Raw genomic sequence first — 21,178 nt, 5'->3', positions numbered from 1 at the left:
GTTCTGACTTTTTGTTATTTTTGAATCGCTTGTAATGCCTTTTCTGGTACTTGGTCTTGATTGACCTCTTCATACGTATTGATGTGGGCCCCTTTATTTGAGACTTTTAGATAATGATCTGTTTTTAATTCATGGTCCGCTGTGAAAGTTATTTCTCGCGTTTTGCCTTCCTCATCTGCGGCTACTTGCGTATAACTAGCAATTCCATAGCCATTAACGCTATCGGCTTTCTTTGTTTTAACATACACATTTCCTTCTTTAACCAATGGATTTAATTGATCTAACACACCAGCTAATTCGCCAGAGTTCTTCTCCGCGTAAAACTTGGCCCCAAATAAACCACCACCAATAACAATTGCTGTCACCACTAAAAATTTAATAAATTTCATCACATAAATCCTCCCGAGTAATTATTCTCTGTTACTTCTTCCAAAGTATAGCAAGATTTAAACAATCCTTCCTCGGGCGCAACGACCAGTTTTTTCTCAGACTTATGTCGTATTTTTGTTATTTTGAATAAATAACAAAACACTACTCTTCTATCAACAATTGACTTAATAATTGAATTTCTTGATTCTTAGTTAAGTCAATTGTCTTCATTGTAACCGCTGTGGCTAAACCTAAATAGATTACCACCATTTTAGGAAATAATTCGACAAATTTTCCTTTGTCCATTTGTACATATTTTTTATCCAATAATAAACGCTCTTCAAAAAAAGTTTGAAGCATTTGCTGCAATTCTTCTTCATAACCATGTGCTTTCATAAATAACGCCGTATAGATTTTTTGATGTTTTTGGGCAAATAATATAAAGTTCAGACCCAATGCAATCACTGGGTCTGAGGTACCGACATCTGCTTTGTAAAATAATTGCATACGATGAAATAGCGATTTAATTAAGGTTCGTTTTAAATCGTCCATGTTGACAAATTCTAAATAAATTGGCTGTGTAGAAATCCCCATAGCATCTGCAATATTTCTAGCAGTTAAATTAGAAAAACCTTTATCTACTAAAATTTTTTCAGCTACGTTTAAGATTTTTTCCTTTGTATATACCTTCGTTCTAACCATTTTCATACCCCTTTTCTCTTTTAGTTAACAATAACTTTATTATGTTCACACAAAAGAAAACCATTTTCATTATATATATAATATTTTACACTTTTTTATGCGTTTCTTTTCTCAAAATTTTCTATACATTTCAAAAAAATTGAGAATTTTCATCACCTATAAACAAATAGGTCCAGAACAAAAGGTCATCACCTTTTGTTCTGGACACTAAATGGCTGCACTCTTTATTCTTCTATTTGTTTACCTTGTTCTTTGGCAAGCTCATTTTTATCATAAGCTACAAAGAACGGATAGTAAATCAAGATGGCCACTAGAATTAAAACAATATTCAAAACAGCAGCACGCCAATCGCCGCCTGTCGCCATAAAGGCGCCAATTGGTCCTGGTAAGGTCCAAGGAGCGGTAAAGACAACTTCACTTACTAAACCTAATTTTGTGGCAAACCAAGCAATCGTTGCTAAAACCATTGGTGCAAAGATAAAAGGAATCATTAAAATAGGATTTAAGACAATCGGTACACCGAAAATAACTGGCTCATTAATATTAAAAATAGACGGTGCTAAAATAGCTTTTCCTAGTTTTGAACCATATTCTGATTTTGCCCGGAAGGCTAATAATATAGCTAAACCAATTGTGGCTCCAGCACCACCAATCCAAATAAACCATTGGTAAAAAGGTTCTGCCGCAATCCGAGGTAATGCTTCGCCAGCTGCTTTAGCAGTCGTGTTTTCCTCTAATAGTTGTAGCCATAGAGGACGCGCCAACGATCCTACGATTGAAGCGCCGTGAATCCCAAAGAACCAGAAAAATGTGGTTAAAAAGACCAACAGCAAGACACTCAATAAAGAGTCCGCTGCTTGAACTAGTGGTCCTACTAAGTTCCCTACAAATGTGTGCCAATCAAAGCCTAAATAATAAGTGATTGAACCAATCAATAACATGACAATTAACGTCGGAGTCAACGATTCAAATGAACGAGCAACAGCAGGTGGAACGTTATCAGGCATTGTAATTTTGAACTTAGACTTATCTGTTACTCGATAGATTTCGACAGCAATAATTGACGTCACAATCCCGACAAACATCCCTGCACCACCCAAATTAGCCATTGGTAAAACAAACCCAGAAACGCCAGCTGCTTTACTGGCTTCTTCAGGAATCGCTACAGGTACCAATGTTAATAAAAAAGCAATCGTAGCCAAAATCCCTCCAGAGACTTGATCAAGATTATATGATTTCGCTAAACTAGCGCCAATGCCAAAAGTCGCATATAACGCCATAATGTACATTGTCATTCGGTAAGGCAGTAAAATTGTAGCAGCATTACTTGTTAAAAATTGAGTAATGCCCCAAGATTCTGGTAACGGCGGAAACGCAATAATTAGAAAAAAAGAACCGACAATAATTAAAGGTAATGTCGCAATAATCCCATCCCGCACCGCACGTAAATGGCGCTGATTGGCAATTTTAGCCATTGGTCCAGCTAGATGATTTTCAATCCAAACAGTCAGTTTATCTAACATAAATAACACTCTCCTCTGTTTTTCTCTTAAAAAATAACTCCTTTAATCAGCCATAAATAAGAGATAAGCTCTAATAAAATAAGAGAAATTAAAAACAACCAAATAAAACGCTTACAAAAACCTGTTTTCGTTTCAATAAAATAATGACTATACGCTAACGCAAAAGCAATCCCAACAGGCAAAAAAATCATGGCACCAATATTAAACGGCAGATTGAAAGTCCATAATAAAACACTCGGCAACAGGACACCACATAAGAGCCCCATACTAAAAAGAAAACCGGCACTTTTAACTGAAAACTTAGGAACCATTGCTTGATTGTTTTCCATTTCAATTTCGCTCCTTTCGTTTGTTATTTTGTTACATTTAAAATTATAAGCTATTAAAAATATTATTTCAATCTATTCGCTGATTTAATACTAATTTTAAAATAAAAAACCAGTTCACTGAGTGAACTGGTTTTATGCTTATTCGACAAATTCAAATTCAAAATTACCAATCCGAACAATGTCGCCATCTTTCGCGCCACGTGCTCGTAATGCCTCATCGACACCCATACCACGTAATTGACGTGCAAAACGCATTACTGTTTCATCATGATCGAAATTCGTCATTTCAAATAATTTTTCTAATTTTTCACCAGATAAAACCCATGAAGCATCTGGTTCACGATCAATCGTAAATTCTGGACCTTCTGGTTGGAAGCCATAACGAACGGTTTCTTCCTCTACCACTTCATCTTCATATAATGGGAATTCAGGCGTTACTTCCAACAAGTCAGCTGTTGCATTTAATAAAGGTTCAATACCTTTACGAGTAACCCCAGAGATTGGGAAAATAGGTAGCTCATCAGCATACTCATCGGTGCGTTCCTTCGCAAGTTGCTCTTTAAATTTCGCTAAATTCTCTTCTGCTTCAGGCATGTCCATTTTATTGGCAACAATAATTTGAGGTCGCTCCATCAAACGTAAATTGTGTGAAGCCAATTCTTTATTGATTGCCAAATAATCTTCGTAAGGATCGCGTCCTTCCATGCCACTCATATCAATGACATGTAAAATAACACGCGTCCGTTCAATGTGGCGTAAGAACTGTGTTCCTAAGCCGACACCTTGAGAAGCTCCTTCAATTAAGCCTGGCAAATCTGCTGCAGCAAAGCTTCGACCATCACTAGTAGTCACCATCCCTAAGTTTGGAACTAACGTCGTAAAATGATAGGCACCAATTTTCGGACGAGCGGACGAGATAACAGAGAGTAACGTTGATTTCCCTACAGAAGGAAACCCAACTAAGCCAACATCTGCTAAAACTTTTAATTCTAATTCAATTTTACGTTCTTGGCCCGGTTCGCCGTTTTCTGCAATTTCTGGTGCAGGGTTTCTTGGGGAAGCAAAGCGAATATTCCCGCGACCACCGCGTCCGCCTTTTGCTACTACTAAGGTCTGACCATTCTCAATTAAATCCCCAATTAAAGCTCCAGTTTCTGCATCACGAACTGTTGTACCTGGTGGAACTTTGACAAGTAAATCTTCTGAACCACGACCGTGCATTCCTTTACTCATACCATTCTCTCCAGGTGTCGCCTTAAAATGACGATTAAACCGGAAATCCATTAATGTGCGTAATCCTTCTTCAACAACTAAAACAACGTCGCCACCGCGTCCGCCATCACCACCAGCGGGACCCCCGTCTGGTACATATTTTTCTCTACGGAAAGCAACCATTCCGTCGCCGCCTTTACCAGCTTTGACATCAATCGTCACTTGATCTAAAAACATGGACATATAATTTGTCCTCCTATTCTACTTCTACTATCTTTAATCACCTCAAAAAGCGTGATTCGAAAGTCTTTATTATTGTATCGGGAAAACAACCGTTTGTCTAGCAATTCTAGTTAGTTATCGTTGGAAAAAGCAAAATTTCTCATGAATCTTTCGCTTTCTTTTTGTCGCTTCGCTATCAGTCTTTTGACAAAAAAATTTTAGAGGTTCATACTATAGATAGTTGAAGAAAATCACTTTTTCAGCAAGGGTCCAAAGAAACACAAACATCTAAAGGAGGAATTTTTGTTATGACAGTCAAAGTAGGAATTAACGGTTTTGGAAGAATTGGTCGTTTAGCCTTTCGCCGAATAAAAGAAGTTTCTGATGATATTGAAGTTGTGGCTATCAATGATTTGACTAGCCCAACAATGTTGGCTCACTTATTACAATTTGACTCTACGCATGGCACCTATCCTGGCACCGTGACAGCCACTGAAAATGGCATTGTTGTTGACGGCGAAGAAACCCGTGTCTACGCAGAACCAGATGCAAGTAAAATCCCTTGGGTTAAAGAAAACGGAGTAGACATTGTGCTTGAATGTACAGGTTTTTATACCTCTGAAGAAAAAGCACAAGCTCATTTAGATGCAGGTGTGAAACGTGTGGTTATCTCTGCTCCTGCAGGCGCAATGAAAACAATCGTTTACAACGTCAATGATGATACACTTGATGCCAACGATAAAATCATTTCTGCCGGCTCATGTACGACAAACTGTCTAGCACCGATGGCTTACTTCTTAAATAATGAATTCGGTATTGAAGTTGGTACCATGACAACTGTCCATGCCTACACATCAACACAAATGCTATTAGATGGCCCTGTTCGTGGCGGAAATCTTCGTGCGGCACGCTCTGCTGCAGACAATACTATTCCCCATTCAACTGGTGCTGCTAAAGCAATTGGCTTAGTTATTCCAGAACTTAATGGAAAATTACAAGGCCATGCCCAACGTGTTCCCGTTGTGGATGGATCCTTAACAGAATTAGTTAGCATTTTAAAAACAAAAGTAACAGCTGATCAAGTAAATGAAGCAATGAAAAAACACACCATTGATAACCCTTCTTTCGGTTATGATGATCGTGAAATTGTTTCTGGAGACATAATCGGCACGACAGAAGGTTCGATTTTTGACCCAACGCAAACAGAAGTAACGACAGCTGGTGATTTCCAATTAGTGAAAACTGTGGCTTGGTATGACAATGAATATGGTTTTACTTGCCAAATGATTCGCTTATTGGAAAAATTCGCTAATTTATAATGCCAATAAATAAAAAACTGCCTTGCATAAATTAATGCAAGGCAGTTTTTTTAATGTTTACTTTGACAACTTTGACAAATACCATGAAAAGTTAAGCGATGATCTTTGACTAAAAAATGATACCGACTTTCAACAATTTGCTCTACTTCACCAAGCAAGTCTTCTTCCACTTCCTCAATTGTGCCACATTCTAAGCATAACAAATGGTGGTGAAAGTGTTTGGCGCCTTCTTTTCTTAAATCATAGCGAGCTAAACCATCGTTAAAGCTCACTTTATCAACGACTTTTAAGTCTGTTAAAATTTCTAGCGTTCGATAGACTGTTGCTAGACCAATTTCCGGACTTTTTTGTTTTACCAAGAAGTAAATTTCTTCTGCTGATAAATGATCTTTTTCATTTTCCAATAATACAAGTACGGTTGCTTCCCGTTGTGGTGTTAATTTAAAGCCTGATTCATGTAATTGTTTTTTTGTCTTTTTTAAAGCAGCAGTCGAATCCATTATTACAGCTCCTTGTTTAGAATGATTATAAATTAAGAAACTTAATTTATCAATCAAATTAAAATAATTATAAAAGAAATAACTGTAATTTGCAAGATATTCTCAATTAGCTACCTTAATTTTTTTCTTTTGATTGTTCCAACGAGCCAATTAGAATTGTTTTACCATCTTCTTGTTTAATTAATTTTTGTTTCATTAAATGGCCTAAGGCGCGTTTAAATTGAGCTTTACTAATGCCAAAGGTTTGTTTAATTTCATCAGGGCTTGATTTATCGGTGAAAGGAATTTGGTGATCGTTTGCTCTTTCTAAGAAAGTTAGAATCATTAACGCATCATCGCTGATTACTTCATGACTTCTTGGTTTTAATGAAAGATTCAATACGCCGTCCGGCCGCACGCCAATCACACGCCCCACTACTTTTTCACCTAAACGTGGTTCCTGGAATCGTTCAGAAGGATGGATAAATCCAATGTATAAATCATCAGTTAAAATATACGTTCCTGCAAGTTTCAGACGATATACATGCCCGGTTAAGTTTTGGTTTTGCATTTCAGCATTCCCGCGTTTTGCCATTGCTTTAAAGACTTTTTCATCTGCTAATTCGCCCCAAATGCGGTCTTTACTGTCCACTTTTAAAGTAACCATTACTCGGTCTTCTTTTTTAGGCCAAAGTTCCCGCATAGTTGGTAATTCATCCAACGAAATAACGACATCTTTATCTGGTAAGCCAACATCCACAAAGACACCTAAATCACGTCTCGTTCCTGTGACAGTACCAAAGCCATAGCTACCAATGCGCACAGTAGGAATTGTAGTTGTCAGTGCTGGCTCTTGTTTTTGATTTAAATAACCAAAGCCTTCTACAGCCTCTCCTATGGCATGCGTACCTTCTTCTTTTTTTAAACGGAATGTGATGCCATTTTTTTGAACAAAATAAAATTGTTCATTTTCATCGACCACAATGCCGGTAAATGTTGTTGCTAGTAATTCTCTCATTTATCATTAACTCCTCAAGGAAAATCAATCGAACAAAAGATTTCCGCTTTTGTTCGATTGTTTCTATTTTCTTTTATTGCCCTGCATTACGAGAAGCGTTCCCTTTGAACCAACCTGTTTTAGCATTGATTGTAACTAAATACATGTGAACATTTTTCTCTGTAGTGCCTTCTAATAATTTTGATTGATTGTTTGTTGCATAAAGATTGTAGTAACCTTCGCCATTCACAATTTTGGCAGGTTCTAAAGAATATCCGCCAGGAACCACATAGCCACGAGCAATCACTGTGTCTAAGACTTTTTCTTTCACACCTGGTGCCCATGTCCACGCTGGATTGCTACTATCAGCGATATCGGCAGCATCTGGCGCATAAAGCGGACTAGTGTAAACCCCGTCACTGTTCGGCGCCGTGTAGCCATTCGCTTCTGTTTTTGCTGTTTCCTCCTTCTTAGCGTTCTCTTTTTTCGCGGCAGCAGCTTGTTTCGCTTGTTCTTCTGCTTGTTTTGCTTGCTCTGCGGCAGCTTGTTCTTCTGCAATTCTTTTCTGTTCTTCTTCAACCTTGGTTAACGCTTGGTCAGCTGTCGTGACTTGTTTGACCAATTCTTTTTTCAGCTTATCACTTGTTACTTTATCTACTTCTGCCTTAGCAGCTTGATACGTGTCTCGATTCAGCTGATTGGTAGTTTTTCCATCTTTATAAATGACCTCAACCGCTTTTTTAGCTTTTTGTAATTGGTTGTATTGTTGGTTCGCTTGATCGATTGCTTGGTTCATCAATTGGTCAAATGGATCATTTCCTGTTAATTTCTTTACGGAAATTGGTTGATCAGCAGCTAGAATCGCCGGTTTCAACTCATTGCCATTGACAATCGGCGCCTCAAATAATTGGTTGATTTGTTGAATGGTTTGTTGCTTCTCTTTCAATGTTTGAATTTGTTTATTTAATTGAGAATACTCTTCTGAATCTTTAATTTCCGCGACTTGTTTTGAGAGTTTTTCTGGACTAACAGTCACCATATCGGGTTTAATAAAAGCTTGCTCCTTCGTGGTATAAAAGGCTGCTAGTTCATCTTTCAGCGTATCTGTTTTCTTGGTTAGTGCCGCCGCCTCTTGTGCGGCAGCTTTTTGCGTTTGATCATGATACGCCCAAGCACTACCTCCAGCTAATAAAACAACCGCAAGCGCAACGAAAGCCACTTTTTTTGATGGTTTCTTCGGAGCAGGCGCTGGTTGAGCATTCCCAGTTTCATTCATCGGTGGTATCACACCTGAATTTGAAACTTTTTCCTCGGTTGCATCAGCGTCGCTCGGTGCTTCTAGCGACGCTGCACTTGTTAACCCTTCTTCAGAATCTGAAATGGATTCAGTTGGTGTTTCGGCTTGGGTTAATACTGCCTCACCGCTGTTTTCTAACTCTTGGGTCTCTGCTGTTTCTTCTGATGGATTTTCAGACATTTCTGTATCTGCTCGATGCGCTTGAATATAAGCTTGCAAAGTTTCGTTTGGTGTTACATCTTGATCTTCTATCGGTGGTTGTGAAAAAATTTCTTCTTCAGAAGTAGTAGAGATAACTTCAGTTCCTGAAATCTCTGTTAAAGCTTCCTCTTCTGACTTCACCGTCTTAGATACCTCAGCTGTTTCTGCTTCAACAGTAGTTGTTTCTTCCGTTGTTTCTTCTAAATTAACTGCTTCGTCCGTTGCTAGTTTTTCTTCTGTTGAATGAGTAGGCGTCTCTTCTGTCGCTGGTGTCGACTTCTCCACCGAATCATGAGTCTCCTCACTAGCCCCTTCTTGAAGCGATGTTTCTAGACCAGAAACATCCTCTGAATCAGAGACTATTAAGTTATCTTCTGTCGACTCTTCTTTTTTGTCATCATTACTTTCTTCTTCTGGTGATTCGCCAAACAGTTCCATCACATGGCCTAAGCTCATATCTTTTAACTCAGACCATTCAATATTCTCATTTAATTGATCTTCGTGTTGTTCATTTTCCTGTGTTTCAAAATCTATATTTGTTGAAGTCGTTTCCGCTTCTTCTTTATCAACTGTTGTGTCAGTTAGTGAATAGCCACATGTTGGGCAGGTCGTTAATTCTGCATCGAATTCGTTCCCGCACTTCGGACATTTTTTTGTCATTCTTCCGCCTCACATTCTGCTAATATTCCATTACTTCTAATTTACCACAACTTGCGCCTTCTTCCAATAACTAGCAATGACATTTAGAGACTTTTTAAAAATCAAAAGCGGCTCTTCTCGCATGCACGAAAAGAGCCGCTAAACGGTATGTTTATTCTAAAAAGTCTTTTAATTGTTTTGAACGAGAAGGATGTCTTAGTTTTCTTAACGCTTTTGCTTCAATTTGACGAATACGTTCACGAGTGACACCGAAAACTTTTCCGACTTCTTCTAGCGTACGTGTCCGACCATCATCTAAACCAAAACGTAAACGTAAAACATTTTCTTCACGGTCTGTTAAAGTATCCAGAACATCTTCTAGTTGTTCTTTTAACAATTCGTAAGCTGCATGTTCAGCAGGACTGGTAGCATCTTGGTCTTCAATGAAATCACCTAAATGTGAATCATCTTCTTCACCAATTGGTGTTTCTAAAGAGACTGGCTCTTGTGCGATTTTTAGGATTTCACGAACTTTTTCTGTTGGTAAATCCATTTCCGCACCAATTTCTTCTGGCGTTGGTTCTCTACCTAAATCTTGCAATAGTTGGCGTTGAATCCGAATCAATTTATTGATTGTTTCAACCATATGAACAGGAATTCGAATCGTTCTAGCTTGGTCCGCAATTGCCCGCGTAATCGCTTGACGAATCCACCAAGTAGCATACGTAGAGAATTTGAACCCTTTACGGTAGTCAAATTTTTCAACAGCTTTCATTAAGCCCATATTACCTTCTTGAATTAAATCCAAGAATTGCATACCACGACCTACATATCGTTTGGCAATTGAAACAACCAAACGTAAGTTGGCTTCTGCTAAACGTTGTTTTGCTTCTTGATCGCCTTCTTCAATTTTAAGTGCCAATTCAACTTCTTCTGCGGCAGTTAATAATTGAACGCGCCCAATTTCTTTTAGGTACATACGCACGGGATCATTAATTTTAACACCTGTTGGCGCAGATAAGTCTTCTGCTTGGGCCTTTTCCGCTTCTTTTTCATCTTTTTTCAAGCTATGTTCACTTGGGTCTCCATTTTCATCGACCACGCTGATACCAGCATCTTCAACTTTTTGGATCAATTTTTCCATAGCTTCTGCATCCAAAGTATACGGTGTGGCTAATTGATTCGCTAAATCATCATAAACCACTGTTCCTTTAGGCTTGTTTTCTTTGATAAATGCTGCCACTGCAGCTTCATATTTTTTACTTGTTTCTTTTTCCATGAAAGAAGGCCCCCTTCATTTTTCGGTTCACGCTTGAAATAACTGATAAATCACTGGGACTTATCAAAATAAAATGAACAAAACGCTTAGTTCTATTCATTTATTGCTTAAGTAAATGTTCGTTGAGCTTTAAGCTGTCGAGCCAATTGGATAATCTCCATTGTTAATTCGGCTTCAAGCTGTTGGTTGCCCACTCGTTTTGCTTCTTGCTGTTGAATCTTTTTCTGCTCAATTGCCTCTGCAATACTTGACAAGGCAATTACATGTAATAAATCGGCAACTTCTCGCTCAGAGCTTTCTTCCGATAAATTCTGATACGCAATTTCAATTGCTAATTGTTTGGTTTGATTATCTTGCAAAAAATTAATAAAATCGGCAATGTCGAAACTTTGATGCAGTGTCGCATAACTTTCTAGCAAGAAATATAATTCTTGGTATTCATCATGAGCGAATGAAAAATCTGGCAATTGTTGAATGGTTTGCCGTACTCCTTGTTCATTCATTAAACGAAATAATAAAGAACGTTCTGCTTTTTGAACTTGGGTTAACGGTAACTTGTTCTGGACGTGATTCTCTTCAAAAACAGGTTCTTCCATTGGTGGTGGCATCATTTCATCTTGATAAAATTGTTGCCTTTCTTGCCGTTGGACTGAACGTTGCTCTTGCTTCAATTGATTGAATTGCTCTTCCAAACTATGAACAGAAAGTTGAAATTCCTGAGCAATTTGGTTTAAATAACGATCACGTTCCAAGGGAGATTGAACATTGGTTAACTCCCGTAACAATTCGTTCACATAATCCAATTGTTCTTTTTCGTTATTCATGTTTCTAGTTAACCGATGATAGTTCATTTTAAAACTAAAAACTGTTTCTCGGCCATGATTGGCTAAATTTTGAAAAGCTTCTGCGCCATATTTCCGCACATATTCATCAGGATCCAGCTTTTCAGGGATGCTGACAATACTCAAGTCAAAATGACTGTTTTCTTGCAATAATTGAATCGCACGGTTTGTGGCTTGAACACCGGCATTATCGCCATCGTAACAAATAACTACTTCCTTAGCGACCCGTTCCAAACGCCGAATTTGTTCATTGGTCAAACTAGTCCCCATTGAAGCCACCCCACTTTTTACGCCTGATTGCCAAGCAGCGATAACATCCATGAATCCTTCAAAAAGCAAGACTGTATTTTCTTTACGAATTTCTTTTCTGGCTTTATCAAAGTTAAACAGCGTTTCTCGCTTATTAAAAAGTGTTGTTTCAGGACTATTCAAGTATTTAGGCATCTCATCCCCTGGAAAATCAGCTGTTTTTAACAAGCGACCAGAAAAGGCGATGACATTGCCTTGGGGATCATTAATTGGAAACATGATTCGTTGATAGAAACGATCCAAAAACGTACCGTTATCTCTTTGGACAAACAGCCCAGAAGGCTCAAAAAGCGTTTCATCCAGTTGTTCGTTTTTAAAAACTTGACTTAAGAAATCACGTTTTTGCGGCGCAAATCCAATTTGAAAGGTCTCAATTAGTTCTTGTGTTAACCCCCGCTCTAATAAATAGTTTAATGCGGGTTCGCCAATTTTAGTATTCACTAAAATATGATGGTAAAGTTCTGCGGCTTTACTATGCAGTTGTAACAAACTCCGTCTTTGTTGGTTTTCTGGGGTATCCGCTACTTCACGCGGCTCTGACCAATCAAAGTCCACAGATAAATGTTCCAAATCTGCAACACGTTTCACGGATTCTGGAAAACTAATGCCTTCAATTTCTTGCAAGAAATTAAAAACAGTTCCACCTTTCCCGCAGCCAAAACAGTGAAAAATTTGTTTGTCTTCTGCTACTGAAAATGAAGGGGAACGTTCTTCGTGAAACGGACATAAACCCATATAATTTTTACCGGATTTTTTTAACTGGACATACTGCCCAATAATATCTACTATATTCGTTCGGTGACGAACTTCCTCAATGACTTCCTGAGGAATGCGTTGTGCCATTGTCCTCACCTCCTAAGAATAGCATTGTGCTAACTCATGTGATTGACCGTTTAAAAAACGCACTGTCATTTCAGTGCGAATTCCAATGGACACATTTACACATGATTTATTGTATCACATAATCTCTGTTTTTCAAGTATCTTGTTTCAACTCAACAAAAAAAGAAAGTATCTAGGACAAAAGTCATCTTGACTCCTGCCCCAGACACTAACTCTTAAAATAATCAGTTAAACATCAAGCTTGCTCCGACTTCCTTCAAGATTTAAAGAAGAACTGCATTTCTGGAGACGAATGCTTTTAGCTCAACCTCTGCTTTTTATAAATCTTTAATTGTTTTTCCAGCACGTTTCATTTGTACGAAACCAATTGTTACACGCACTACAATATTAATGGCCATCATAATAAAGAAGAGACCCATTGTTTGCGAAGTTAAGAAACCAATTTCTAAAATGTTGTGGAATAACATAGCTGCTACATAAATACCAATAATGGTACTGAAAACCAAGAAAATGCGTAATGGATTTAAAGGCAGACATGCTCGAACAACAGCCATACAGCTAATTCCAACTAATAAATAATACATTAACGTCGTGGTGTCTAAAGAAGAAAATCCTTGATTTTGTCCAATCAGATAAACAGCAATGATATTCGCTACAACTAAAAGCGCATTAACAGACGCATTTTTCAAAGCCGTTGGTAAAAACTTCCCGACAACTTTTCGTTTGTCCCCTTCGAAAGATAAGAAGAAAGCAGGATATCCTTCAATTGCTAAATCAATCAAGGTCACTTGAATCGGAATGAACGGGAACGCAATGGCCGTTAAGGCACAAATGATTGAGAGAATAAACGAATAAATCGTTTTAATGAAGAAAACGCTGGAAACTCGGGTTACATTATTTACCACACGTCGTCCTTCAAACAAGACATCTGGTAACGTTGTAAAATCAGAATCTAGTAAAACTAGATTAGAAATTTGCCGAGTAGCGCCATCTCCCTCTGCCATGGCGATACTACAATCCGCTTCTCGTAACGCTAAAACATCGTTGACGCCATCGCCGGTCATCGCCACCACATGCTCTGTGTCTTTCAACTCACGTACAATGGTTCTTTTTTGCTGAGGCGATACACGTCCGAACACTGTGTATTGCTGAACTGCTTCACGCACTTCTGCTTCTGTCGTTTTGGTCGACAAATCAATATAAGACTCATAACCGGGTAGCCCAGCACGACGAGCAATATTTGAAACAGTTACCGGATTATCACCAGAAATTACTTTTAAGTCGATTCCTTCTTCTTTTAGATAAGCCAGTGTTTCTTTGGCATTTTGGCGAATTGGATCATCAATTTCTAGAATTGCTAATGGCTCTAAATAAGGCATTTTGGTTTCGTTTAACGGTTGTTGTTCCGCAATGGCTAACATCAAGACGCGATACCCATTCTCTTGTGCTGTAAAGACAGCTTCTGGCAACCGACTATCGTCTACCAAACGCTCAGGAGCCCCTAAATAAACTGTCCCAATTTCTGGAAATTCAATAGCTCCCCATTTTCGTTCAGAAGAAAAAGCCAAGACTTCTTTTGCGCCAAATCGATTGGATACTTCATAATGATCACGAATTGCTTGCATTGTAATATTATTATCCGTACTTTCAGATAGGTAGCTTCCGATAATCTGCGGGAAAAGTTCTTCATATTTGTCATGCAAGATAATCGCCTTTTGCACTTTCATTTTACCTTCTGTAATTGTTCCAGTTTTATCTAAACACAAAGTGTCCACATGGGCCAATGTTTCAATTGAGTACATATCTTGTACTAGAATACGTTTTTTGGCTAACTTAATGACACCTGTTGTCAGTGCAATACTAATTAATAGTACTAATCCTTTTGGTAACATCCCTAACAAAGCAGCTGCAGAAGCAACAACAGATGTTTTAATGCCAGCATCTCTTAACCAAAAAGCTTCAACAAATAAAATAATCCCTAGAGGAATAATCACCCAACTTGTAAATTTAGAGACTTTACGAATCGAATTGACTAACTCTGATTGAATTGGTTTATGCACTTTGGCTTCTTGGGTGATTTTCACAGCATAGTTTTCGGCTCCAACGTGGATAACACGGGCATAGGCTTGTCCGCTAACAATGAAACTTCCAGAAAGCAAGGTATCGCCGATTTCCTTTTCAATTAAATCTGATTCACCTGTTAACAACGCTTCATTCGCTTCGACTTTACCGTCAATAACTTCCATATCAGAAGGAACTTGTTCCCCTGCAGAGATAATAACAATATCTTCCATAACTAGTTCTTTTGTATCAATTTCTTGTTGTACGCCATTTCGAACAACATGAACATTTTCTTTTGCCACAATAGATAATTTTTGAACTAAATTACGGGCATGAATTTCTTGGAAAATCCCGATTGACATGTTCACAATAATAATCGCTAAGAAAGCCAGATTGGAATACGCTCCGACAAATAGTAAACAAACAGCGATTGCAAAGTTTAAAAAGTTGAATAACGTCATGACGTTATCAAAAATAATATCTTTTGTAGATTTTGCTACATTTTCCTCATAATTATTTTGAAGGCCTAACTCTTTCTGCTTGGCAACTTCTTCTGTACTTAACCCTTTTTTCAGGTCGACTTTATTCAACATCCAGCTCTTTCCCTACCTTTTCAATTAATCAGTTACATCCCTTCTAGTTTACTTGCATTTTCATGAAACTGCAAGAAAAGCCTAAAAAATTCCTGTAAGTTGAAAGAATTCTTTAGACTTTTCTCGTTTTAATTTAACTTTTCAATAAACCAACGATTCATTTTGACAATTTCCGCATAGAACATATTGCCACCATTTTGATAAAGGTAACCACCATTGTAAACTAACGCTTGCCAACGATAATAACGATATTTCGTATTTTGGTCATTCCCTAGCAACGGTGAAAGGACTTCTCTTGAATATTCTTCTGCTAACTCTGTCGTGTGTTTCCCGCCACGTTCTTTAACAAACTGAATATAATCCAGTCCATAATTATATGCTTGTACGCCTGTCCATTCATCACAGCCAGCTTCTTTCGCTTTCGCTAACGCTTCCGCAAGAAATTTGACGCCATGTGCGATACTTTCCTCTGGTGTTTCAATCACTTCTTGTTGTCCATAAACACTTTCACTGCTCTGCATAATATCGCCAGATTTCCCTTTAGACTCTGTATAGATAATCGCTAAAGCTAATGTTTTGTATTCAGGTATTTTATTTTTTTTGACTTCTGCTTCTACTTGTTTTTCAAAGGTCATTACCGTTTCAACATTTTGATGTATTTTATAGCCAAGATAGCCAAGACCAGCAACTAAACCAACAAACAAAAGTAGCATGATTTTATAAATTATTTTTCTTACTCTACGCATCGAATCATCCAAACTTTTTCTTTTAAGATACGTTCTATGTTACTTGAAATAACCGAAAAAAGCGAAGTTTTTGTTACTTCTTTAGTTTTATTTAATAAAAGTAACTTTTTTGTGAACAAACCGTAACTTCGCAAGATTGAACGTTTTCACCTAGAATAGAATAACAAGTAATTTTGTTCTATTGGCGCTTATTTATTGCATCAAAAAAGCCCAGATAAGAATGAACAAAATTCTTTTCTAGGCTTGACTTTATACAACTTATCTATTCTTTTAACAAACAGTCAAATGTTTTATGGAATTTTTTTCCCAGTCATTTCTTCATAGTCTCTACTCATCATTCTCCAAGCTTTTTCAATATCTTCATTCAATCCAAACAATCCGCTTCTACCAACAATATAAATATCAGGTCCTGCAGCATCAATTCGCTTAAATGAATTTCTATTCGATGAGCCGTCCATTTCAATTACATAACGATACCCTTTTTCTTCACGTAAATTACGAAGAGCAACAATTTTATCAAGTGTTCCTTCAATAAATCGCTGGCCAGCAAAGCCTGGATCAACGGTCATGATTGTGATTTTATCCAACAATTCAATATATGGAAAGATTGATTCAATAGGCGTTTCGGGATTAAGGACGATCCCTGCTTTAAGATTAGCATTGTGAATTTGGTCAATTAGGCGAAATGCTAGACCATCTAAAACCTCTGCATGCATACAAATCCATTCACATTTGATATCTACTAGTTGTTGTACCCAAAAGCTTGGATTCGTAACCATTAAATGGGCAGATACTGGGAGCTTCGAAATTTTTCTTAACTCCTCAATAAACCACGGAGATAATGTAATGTTTGGCACATAGTGACCATCCATAATGTCTATGTGATACGAAGCAACATGATCATTCAAAAAGGTGATTTGTTGTTTAAACTTGTCCAAATCCATCGTCATTAGTGACGGAGAAAATTCAACTTTGTTCATTCTAATTTTCAACTCTTTCTATCTGATTATTTGGTTGATGTTTTTGAAAATTTTTCTAACTCGTTATATTCAGACGTTGACACATCTCTGACAGGCAATATAAATTGCATTAATTTTGTTGCGCTTTTTCATTTTGTTTAGAAAATCTGAATATCTTCCAAGTTTATCTCCTCTTCTTCTTTTTCTACTAACGCTTCCATATCTTTCTCAGTTACATCTTTCTTAATAATAGCTAAAACTAAACCGGTAACCACAGCGTTTACAACAATTGCAATAATGCCAGCCAGCGGTTTACTCATTGTTGGAATCATTAAAACACCGCCAAATGGAACTGTCGCATCTGCCCCTAAGATCATTGTTGTTGCGCCACCCACGAAGCCACCAATCGCTGTAGCAATGACTCCTCGGACAATATCATTCATAACTAAAGGAATAACACCTTCAACAATGTTAATCACTCCCATTGGTACGGCAGACTTTAACGTTTCAACTTCTAGTTTTGTATAAATATTTTTTCTAAATAATTTAGCAAAGAAGAAAGCTAATCCAAAGCCTATTGGCGTTGCTGTATTTACTAATTGCAATGCTGTAATTGGTCCATTAAGTCCTTCCGCTTGCATTGTCAAAACAAAGGCAAAAACAGTTTTGTTAATGGGTCCGCCATAGTCTATACCACTTAATAAACCAATTACACCACCAAAAATTAATAATGACGAGTTACCTAAGCTATCTAAAAAGTTCGTTAATAATGAAGTAAATGCCGTTATTGGGGTCCCGATAATATATACCATGATTAATCCACCAGTAATTGAGGTTAAAAATGGAATAATTAATGTTGGCATTAACCCTCTCGCCCAGTTTGGTAATTTCACATATTTTAAAATAGCTAATACAAGATATCCTGCCAAGTAACCACCTAAAATACCACCAATAAAGCCGGCACCAACTGCATTCGCAGTTAAACCAATAATAAAGCCTGGAGCAATTCCAGGTTTACTGGCGATTGAAAAAGAAATGCCAGTAGATATAACAACCGGAAGTAAGCCTAAGCCAGCGCCACCCATAGTAGCTAAAGCATCCCAAAGCGAAAATTCACCTGGTACCAAGGTTCCTTGACTTGAGCCGCCAAACCCCATACCAATTGCAATTAAAAAGCCAGCACCACAGACAATTGGAATTAAATATGAGATTGCTGTTAATAAATGACCTTTAAGATTTAACTCTTTTAGTTTTTTCATTTTTATCCTCCTAAACATTGTTCTTTTCATTTTATTTTCTATTTAAAAAAATTACTGTTGTGGATTCTTCTGTAGAAAATATCCACAATATGCTGTCTTAGTAATTTCATTAAGAGAATGCCTTTACTACATCCTCTGGCGATTTTGATTGAAGGAATTCTCTCACTACTTCATCATTTCCGAGTTTTCTGGCAAACAATGATAATAGTTTAAGATGGCTAGTTGTTTCTTTATGATCATTACCCACAGCAAAAAGAATGATTCCTTTTACGCCATTATCATCTAAAGATTCCCAAGGAATTTCTGTACCATTAATACCAATGGCCACGCCTATTTTTTTTACATACGCACTTTTGCCATGTGGAATGGCTAGATAGTTTCCGATGCCTGTTTGGCCTTCCGCCTCTCTAACATAGATATCTTTTATAAAGCCTTTTTCATCTGAAATATTGCCATTTTCAAGCAAAAGATTGGCTAATTCTTTTAACGCTTCCTCTTTTGTATTTACATTCATATTCGTTTTAACGGTTTTTAAGTCAATGATATCCTTTACTTCCATTACAATTCCTCCTAGAAGGTTACTTTTCTTGTGTCATAACTTCTTCTGCTTTTTCAATTAGTTTAGTGGGTGATTTTACAGCAACTTCTGTAGGTACTTGAATGATTCGTTTCCCATCAAAACGCTCTCTTCCAGAAATTTTTACATCAATGGCTAATATAACAATGTCCGCTTCCTTAATTTGTTCATCCGTTAGTTTGTTTTCAATCCCAATGGTCCCTTGTGTTTCTATATGGATCTCAACTCCTGCTTTTTTTGCAGCGTTCTCCAATTTTTCTTGTGCGATATATGTGTGAGCAATTCCTACTGTGCAGGCTGCTACGCCGACTATCTTCATTATTTTTCCTCCTCAAATTTTTCTATATTTTTATAAAAATCTGTTTCTGTTTTTAAACGCAACAACTTTTCTAAGAAGTCTTCATTTGCTAATTTTCTAGTAAATCGACTGATTTCTTTTTTTACTTTTAACTGTTCATTTTCTTTTAGTAAGATGACAATAATTAATTTCACTTGCTTAATGTCTGCCGTCCATTCTTGGATTTCTGTTTTTAAGCCAATCAGATATATTTCACTTTTTTTCAAGAGTGCATTCTCTAAATGTGGCAAGACAACTTGCTCTGCAATCTGATTACTTCCCATCTTCTCACGATTTACCAAAGATTCCTCAATCTGCTTTTTTTCTTCGGGCGTTAACCAAGGTGCTGCTGTTTCTGCAATGAATTGATATACTTGCTGTTTTGAAAGAAGTTCTTGGTTTAGGAAAACTTGGTATAAAGGATTAACGTTCATGATAGATTTCCTCAACTTTTCTTTGTAATCGATACTGATCATCCATTGTAAACATGGCACTTACCAACAATGATTTAATGGGGACCTTTTCCTGTAAATGAATCGTTGTAAGAATCAATTCAATATCAGAATAATCTTTTAATGATTTCTTTATATTTCGTGTGGCAATAATTTCAACAATTTGTAATTCAGGGAATTTCTTTTCAACTTTTACTCTCAATAGTTCTGAAGTTCCAATTCCAGTGGTACACATAATCAAAGTACGAATAGGTAACTGATTGGTTTCAATCATTCGCGCAAAATACAATGTAATAAACCCATTCTCGTCTTCGTTTATAGCCGGTAGTTGATAGTTTTTACTTACTTGCTTAGAAACTTGCACAATTTTTCTGAAAATTGTTTCATACGTCATTTTTATTTGATCCAATAAACTATTCTTAACATGTATGCCGTTTTCAAGACGATTTATCATTGGTTTTATATGACTAGCCAATTCAAGAAGTAGCTGATCATTATCAGTTAAAATTTTTAGTTGTGCACTCATTTCCTCTAAATAAAATTGAGTAATTTGCATTACTTTGAAAGAAAAATTAGTTACTTTACTAAATGAACCTTGCATCCTAGAAGAAACCAAATATTGATATAAGTAATAAATTTCAACGTTAGGCAGTCTCTTATTTAAATAAGTTTCAATCTGTTGAATCGTTGTTTGCGCGACCTTTTTGAGTACTAAGTCCTTTGTTAATTCTTGTTCTTCTTCGTTAGATAATTGGTATTTTTCAGAAATAGCTACTTTTCGTGAACGACTAATTAAGATATAAAGATGCGAAAAGATGTTTACGTTATATGGATGTGGAATAGTAATATCCAGTTTTTTTTCAATGTTCCTGACTTGATCTAACGTAAAAAGGACATCATAATTATTAAAATTTAATGCTTTGTTGTTTCGAAGATCCTCAATATCGATAATGTTCAACAGTTGTATTCTATCGGAAATGGCTTTCCTGATAGCTCTTTCCTCACCGATAATTGCCAACGTTCGATTTTTCCGTTTGAGTGTTAAATCATATTTCTTTAAATCTTCGGATAATTGTTGTTCATCGCTAAATATCACAGAATCGCCAACATAATATCTTGCAAATAATTCATAAACATTTTTAGCTTGTGGAGAAGCTAACAACAATTCCTCCAGAATTCGATTGCGTCTTTCCCTTGGCGAAAAATCACTTTCTTTTTCGGCTAAATGTCGATTCTGTTCCATAAATCGTTCATAGTCTAGCTTGTATCCTCGTCCTTTCTCAGATAATATGAGTGAACCTTCTGAAAATTCATCGTTAATTTTTTTTATCAAACGATAAACTGTCTTAGGAGAAGTACTTAGGCAGTTTGCCAATTCTTCTGCAGTCATATAATCTTGTTTTTTTGAGAGAAGTAACAACAATTTTTGTCCACGTTCTTTTTTCGAACTCATAGCAACCCCTCCTTGATATATTTATTATAATCCATATAAAAGAAAACGCTTCCTTGTTTTCTGTCCGTTACATTGGCCATTTTTGTGAGTGGTTAAAGTGTTCAATTATGCGAAACTTTCTAAGGCTATTTATAAATAAAAATCTGTAGAGCAAGCGATTTTGAATTACTGTCTCTACAG

General features: G+C 36.9%; 19 protein-coding genes. 1 reads left to right on the top strand and 18 read right to left on the bottom strand.

All coding sequences use genetic code 11. The annotated features are described in order from the left end of the window. Window positions 1-14 precede the first annotated feature (14 nt). The 5 genes from IGM04_RS06485 to obgE form a co-directional block, all read right to left on the bottom strand. On the bottom strand, window positions 15-389 hold the full coding sequence (locus IGM04_RS06485) for a YxeA family protein (protein WP_002357632.1): 375 nt from the start codon (window positions 387-389) through the stop codon (window positions 15-17). A gap of 142 nt (window positions 390-531) precedes the next feature. After that, window positions 532-1,077, bottom strand: coding sequence for a TetR/AcrR family transcriptional regulator (locus tag IGM04_RS06480; RefSeq protein ID WP_002377438.1), 546 nt, complete (start codon window positions 1,075-1,077; stop codon window positions 532-534). Window positions 1,078-1,295: 218 nt separating this feature from the next. Then, window positions 1,296-2,594 (bottom strand): PTS sugar transporter subunit IIC, encoded by a 1,299-nt coding sequence (locus IGM04_RS06475; protein ID WP_002363934.1) that lies wholly within the window; start codon window positions 2,592-2,594, stop codon window positions 1,296-1,298. A gap of 26 nt (window positions 2,595-2,620) precedes the next feature. Continuing rightward, complete coding sequence (locus IGM04_RS06470) at window positions 2,621-2,923, bottom strand: hypothetical protein (protein WP_002357636.1); 303 nt, start codon at window positions 2,921-2,923, stop codon at window positions 2,621-2,623. 138 nt (window positions 2,924-3,061) lie between these two features. Beyond that, complete coding sequence (gene obgE, locus IGM04_RS06465; RefSeq protein WP_002384537.1) at window positions 3,062-4,378, bottom strand: GTPase ObgE; 1,317 nt, start codon at window positions 4,376-4,378, stop codon at window positions 3,062-3,064. 287 nt (window positions 4,379-4,665) lie between these two features. Between obgE and gap the strand changes: the two genes are divergently transcribed. Then, complete coding sequence (gene gap, locus IGM04_RS06460) at window positions 4,666-5,676, top strand: type I glyceraldehyde-3-phosphate dehydrogenase (protein WP_002357638.1); 1,011 nt, start codon at window positions 4,666-4,668, stop codon at window positions 5,674-5,676. 50 nt (window positions 5,677-5,726) lie between these two features. Here gap and fur read toward each other — a convergent pair whose 3' ends face one another. The 13 genes from fur to IGM04_RS06395 all read right to left on the bottom strand — a co-directional run bounded on the left by fur (window position 5,727) and on the right by IGM04_RS06395 (window position 20,998). Next, on the bottom strand, window positions 5,727-6,176 hold the full coding sequence (fur, locus tag IGM04_RS06455; RefSeq protein ID WP_002357640.1) for a ferric iron uptake transcriptional regulator: 450 nt from the start codon (window positions 6,174-6,176) through the stop codon (window positions 5,727-5,729). 115 nt (window positions 6,177-6,291) lie between these two features. Continuing rightward, a complete protein-coding gene (locus tag IGM04_RS06450) occupies window positions 6,292-7,173 on the bottom strand; it encodes a CvfB family protein (protein WP_002361792.1) in 882 nt (293 codons plus the stop codon). Window positions 7,174-7,246: 73 nt separating this feature from the next. Continuing rightward, window positions 7,247-9,310 (bottom strand): cell division site-positioning protein MapZ family protein, encoded by a 2,064-nt coding sequence (locus tag IGM04_RS06445; protein WP_086317868.1) that lies wholly within the window; start codon window positions 9,308-9,310, stop codon window positions 7,247-7,249. 151 nt (window positions 9,311-9,461) lie between these two features. Continuing rightward, complete coding sequence (rpoD, locus tag IGM04_RS06440) at window positions 9,462-10,568, bottom strand: RNA polymerase sigma factor RpoD (protein WP_002360364.1); 1,107 nt, start codon at window positions 10,566-10,568, stop codon at window positions 9,462-9,464. 107 nt (window positions 10,569-10,675) lie between these two features. After that, a complete protein-coding gene (gene dnaG, locus IGM04_RS06435) occupies window positions 10,676-12,562 on the bottom strand; it encodes a DNA primase (RefSeq protein ID WP_002363929.1) in 1,887 nt (628 codons plus the stop codon). 316 nt (window positions 12,563-12,878) lie between these two features. After that, window positions 12,879-15,215, bottom strand: coding sequence for a cation-translocating P-type ATPase (locus IGM04_RS06430; protein WP_002357645.1), 2,337 nt, complete (start codon window positions 15,213-15,215; stop codon window positions 12,879-12,881). A gap of 128 nt (window positions 15,216-15,343) precedes the next feature. Next, window positions 15,344-15,961, bottom strand: a complete 618-nt coding sequence (locus IGM04_RS06425; RefSeq protein WP_002357646.1) for a lysozyme family protein — start codon at window positions 15,959-15,961, stop codon at window positions 15,344-15,346. A gap of 290 nt (window positions 15,962-16,251) precedes the next feature. Beyond that, entirely contained in the window at window positions 16,252-16,941 is a 690-nt protein-coding gene (alsE, locus tag IGM04_RS06420) for a D-allulose 6-phosphate 3-epimerase (RefSeq protein WP_002369425.1), read from the bottom strand. Between the two features lie 137 nt (window positions 16,942-17,078). Then, complete coding sequence (locus IGM04_RS06415) at window positions 17,079-18,179, bottom strand: PTS fructose transporter subunit IIC (protein ID WP_086317867.1); 1,101 nt, start codon at window positions 18,177-18,179, stop codon at window positions 17,079-17,081. Between the two features lie 109 nt (window positions 18,180-18,288). After that, window positions 18,289-18,738, bottom strand: coding sequence for a PTS sugar transporter subunit IIA (locus tag IGM04_RS06410; protein ID WP_002369427.1), 450 nt, complete (start codon window positions 18,736-18,738; stop codon window positions 18,289-18,291). A gap of 19 nt (window positions 18,739-18,757) precedes the next feature. After that, entirely contained in the window at window positions 18,758-19,075 is a 318-nt protein-coding gene (locus tag IGM04_RS06405; RefSeq protein ID WP_002408519.1) for a PTS fructose transporter subunit IIB, read from the bottom strand. After that, the gene (locus IGM04_RS06400) at window positions 19,075-19,527 is read right to left on the bottom strand and encodes a PTS sugar transporter subunit IIA (protein ID WP_002389217.1); all 453 of its coding nucleotides are present in this window, start codon (window positions 19,525-19,527) and stop codon (window positions 19,075-19,077) included. Before IGM04_RS06400 ends, IGM04_RS06405 begins: the two co-directional genes overlap by 1 nt. Next, window positions 19,517-20,998 carry a BglG family transcription antiterminator gene (locus IGM04_RS06395; protein WP_002379430.1) on the bottom strand — a complete coding sequence of 494 codons (1,482 nt, stop codon included), beginning with the start codon at window positions 20,996-20,998 and terminating at the stop codon, window positions 19,517-19,519. Before IGM04_RS06395 ends, IGM04_RS06400 begins: the two co-directional genes overlap by 11 nt. Between the last annotated feature and the right edge of the window lie 180 nt (window positions 20,999-21,178).

The sequence above is a fragment of the Enterococcus sp. DIV2385 genome (genome assembly GCF_051711925.1).
Taxonomy (GTDB): domain Bacteria; phylum Bacillota; class Bacilli; order Lactobacillales; family Enterococcaceae; genus Enterococcus; species Enterococcus faecalis.
Note: the sequence above shows the minus strand (reverse complement) of the source record. Positions and strands in the feature narration are given on the sequence as shown.

What these genes read in the sequence shown, in the direction of transcription:
- IGM04_RS06485 (WP_002357632.1), bottom strand. Translation starts at nt 389, where the DNA reads ATGAAATTTATTAAATTTTTAGTGGTGACAGCAATTGTTATTGGTGGT.
- IGM04_RS06480 (WP_002377438.1), bottom strand. Translation starts at nt 1,077, where the DNA reads ATGAAAATGGTTAGAACGAAGGTATATACAAAGGAAAAAATCTTAAAC.
- IGM04_RS06475 (WP_002363934.1), bottom strand. Translation starts at nt 2,594, where the DNA reads ATGTTAGATAAACTGACTGTTTGGATTGAAAATCATCTAGCTGGACCA.
- IGM04_RS06470 (WP_002357636.1), bottom strand. Translation starts at nt 2,923, where the DNA reads ATGGAAAACAATCAAGCAATGGTTCCTAAGTTTTCAGTTAAAAGTGCC.
- obgE (WP_002384537.1), bottom strand. Translation starts at nt 4,378, where the DNA reads ATGTCCATGTTTTTAGATCAAGTGACGATTGATGTCAAAGCTGGTAAA.
- gap (WP_002357638.1), top strand. Translation starts at nt 4,666, where the DNA reads ATGACAGTCAAAGTAGGAATTAACGGTTTTGGAAGAATTGGTCGTTTA.
- fur (WP_002357640.1), bottom strand. Translation starts at nt 6,176, where the DNA reads ATGGATTCGACTGCTGCTTTAAAAAAGACAAAAAAACAATTACATGAA.
- IGM04_RS06450 (WP_002361792.1), bottom strand. Translation starts at nt 7,173, where the DNA reads ATGAGAGAATTACTAGCAACAACATTTACCGGCATTGTGGTCGATGAA.
- IGM04_RS06445 (WP_086317868.1), bottom strand. Translation starts at nt 9,310, where the DNA reads ATGACAAAAAAATGTCCGAAGTGCGGGAACGAATTCGATGCAGAATTA.
- rpoD (WP_002360364.1), bottom strand. Translation starts at nt 10,568, where the DNA reads ATGGAAAAAGAAACAAGTAAAAAATATGAAGCTGCAGTGGCAGCATTT.
- dnaG (WP_002363929.1), bottom strand. Translation starts at nt 12,562, where the DNA reads ATGGCACAACGCATTCCTCAGGAAGTCATTGAGGAAGTTCGTCACCGA.
- IGM04_RS06430 (WP_002357645.1), bottom strand. Translation starts at nt 15,215, where the DNA reads ATGTTGAATAAAGTCGACCTGAAAAAAGGGTTAAGTACAGAAGAAGTT.
- IGM04_RS06425 (WP_002357646.1), bottom strand. Translation starts at nt 15,961, where the DNA reads ATGCGTAGAGTAAGAAAAATAATTTATAAAATCATGCTACTTTTGTTT.
- alsE (WP_002369425.1), bottom strand. Translation starts at nt 16,941, where the DNA reads ATGAACAAAGTTGAATTTTCTCCGTCACTAATGACGATGGATTTGGAC.
- IGM04_RS06415 (WP_086317867.1), bottom strand. Translation starts at nt 18,179, where the DNA reads ATGAAAAAACTAAAAGAGTTAAATCTTAAAGGTCATTTATTAACAGCA.
- IGM04_RS06410 (WP_002369427.1), bottom strand. Translation starts at nt 18,738, where the DNA reads ATGGAAGTAAAGGATATCATTGACTTAAAAACCGTTAAAACGAATATG.
- IGM04_RS06405 (WP_002408519.1), bottom strand. Translation starts at nt 19,075, where the DNA reads ATGAAGATAGTCGGCGTAGCAGCCTGCACAGTAGGAATTGCTCACACA.
- IGM04_RS06400 (WP_002389217.1), bottom strand. Translation starts at nt 19,527, where the DNA reads ATGAACGTTAATCCTTTATACCAAGTTTTCCTAAACCAAGAACTTCTT.
- IGM04_RS06395 (WP_002379430.1), bottom strand. Translation starts at nt 20,998, where the DNA reads ATGAGTTCGAAAAAAGAACGTGGACAAAAATTGTTGTTACTTCTCTCA.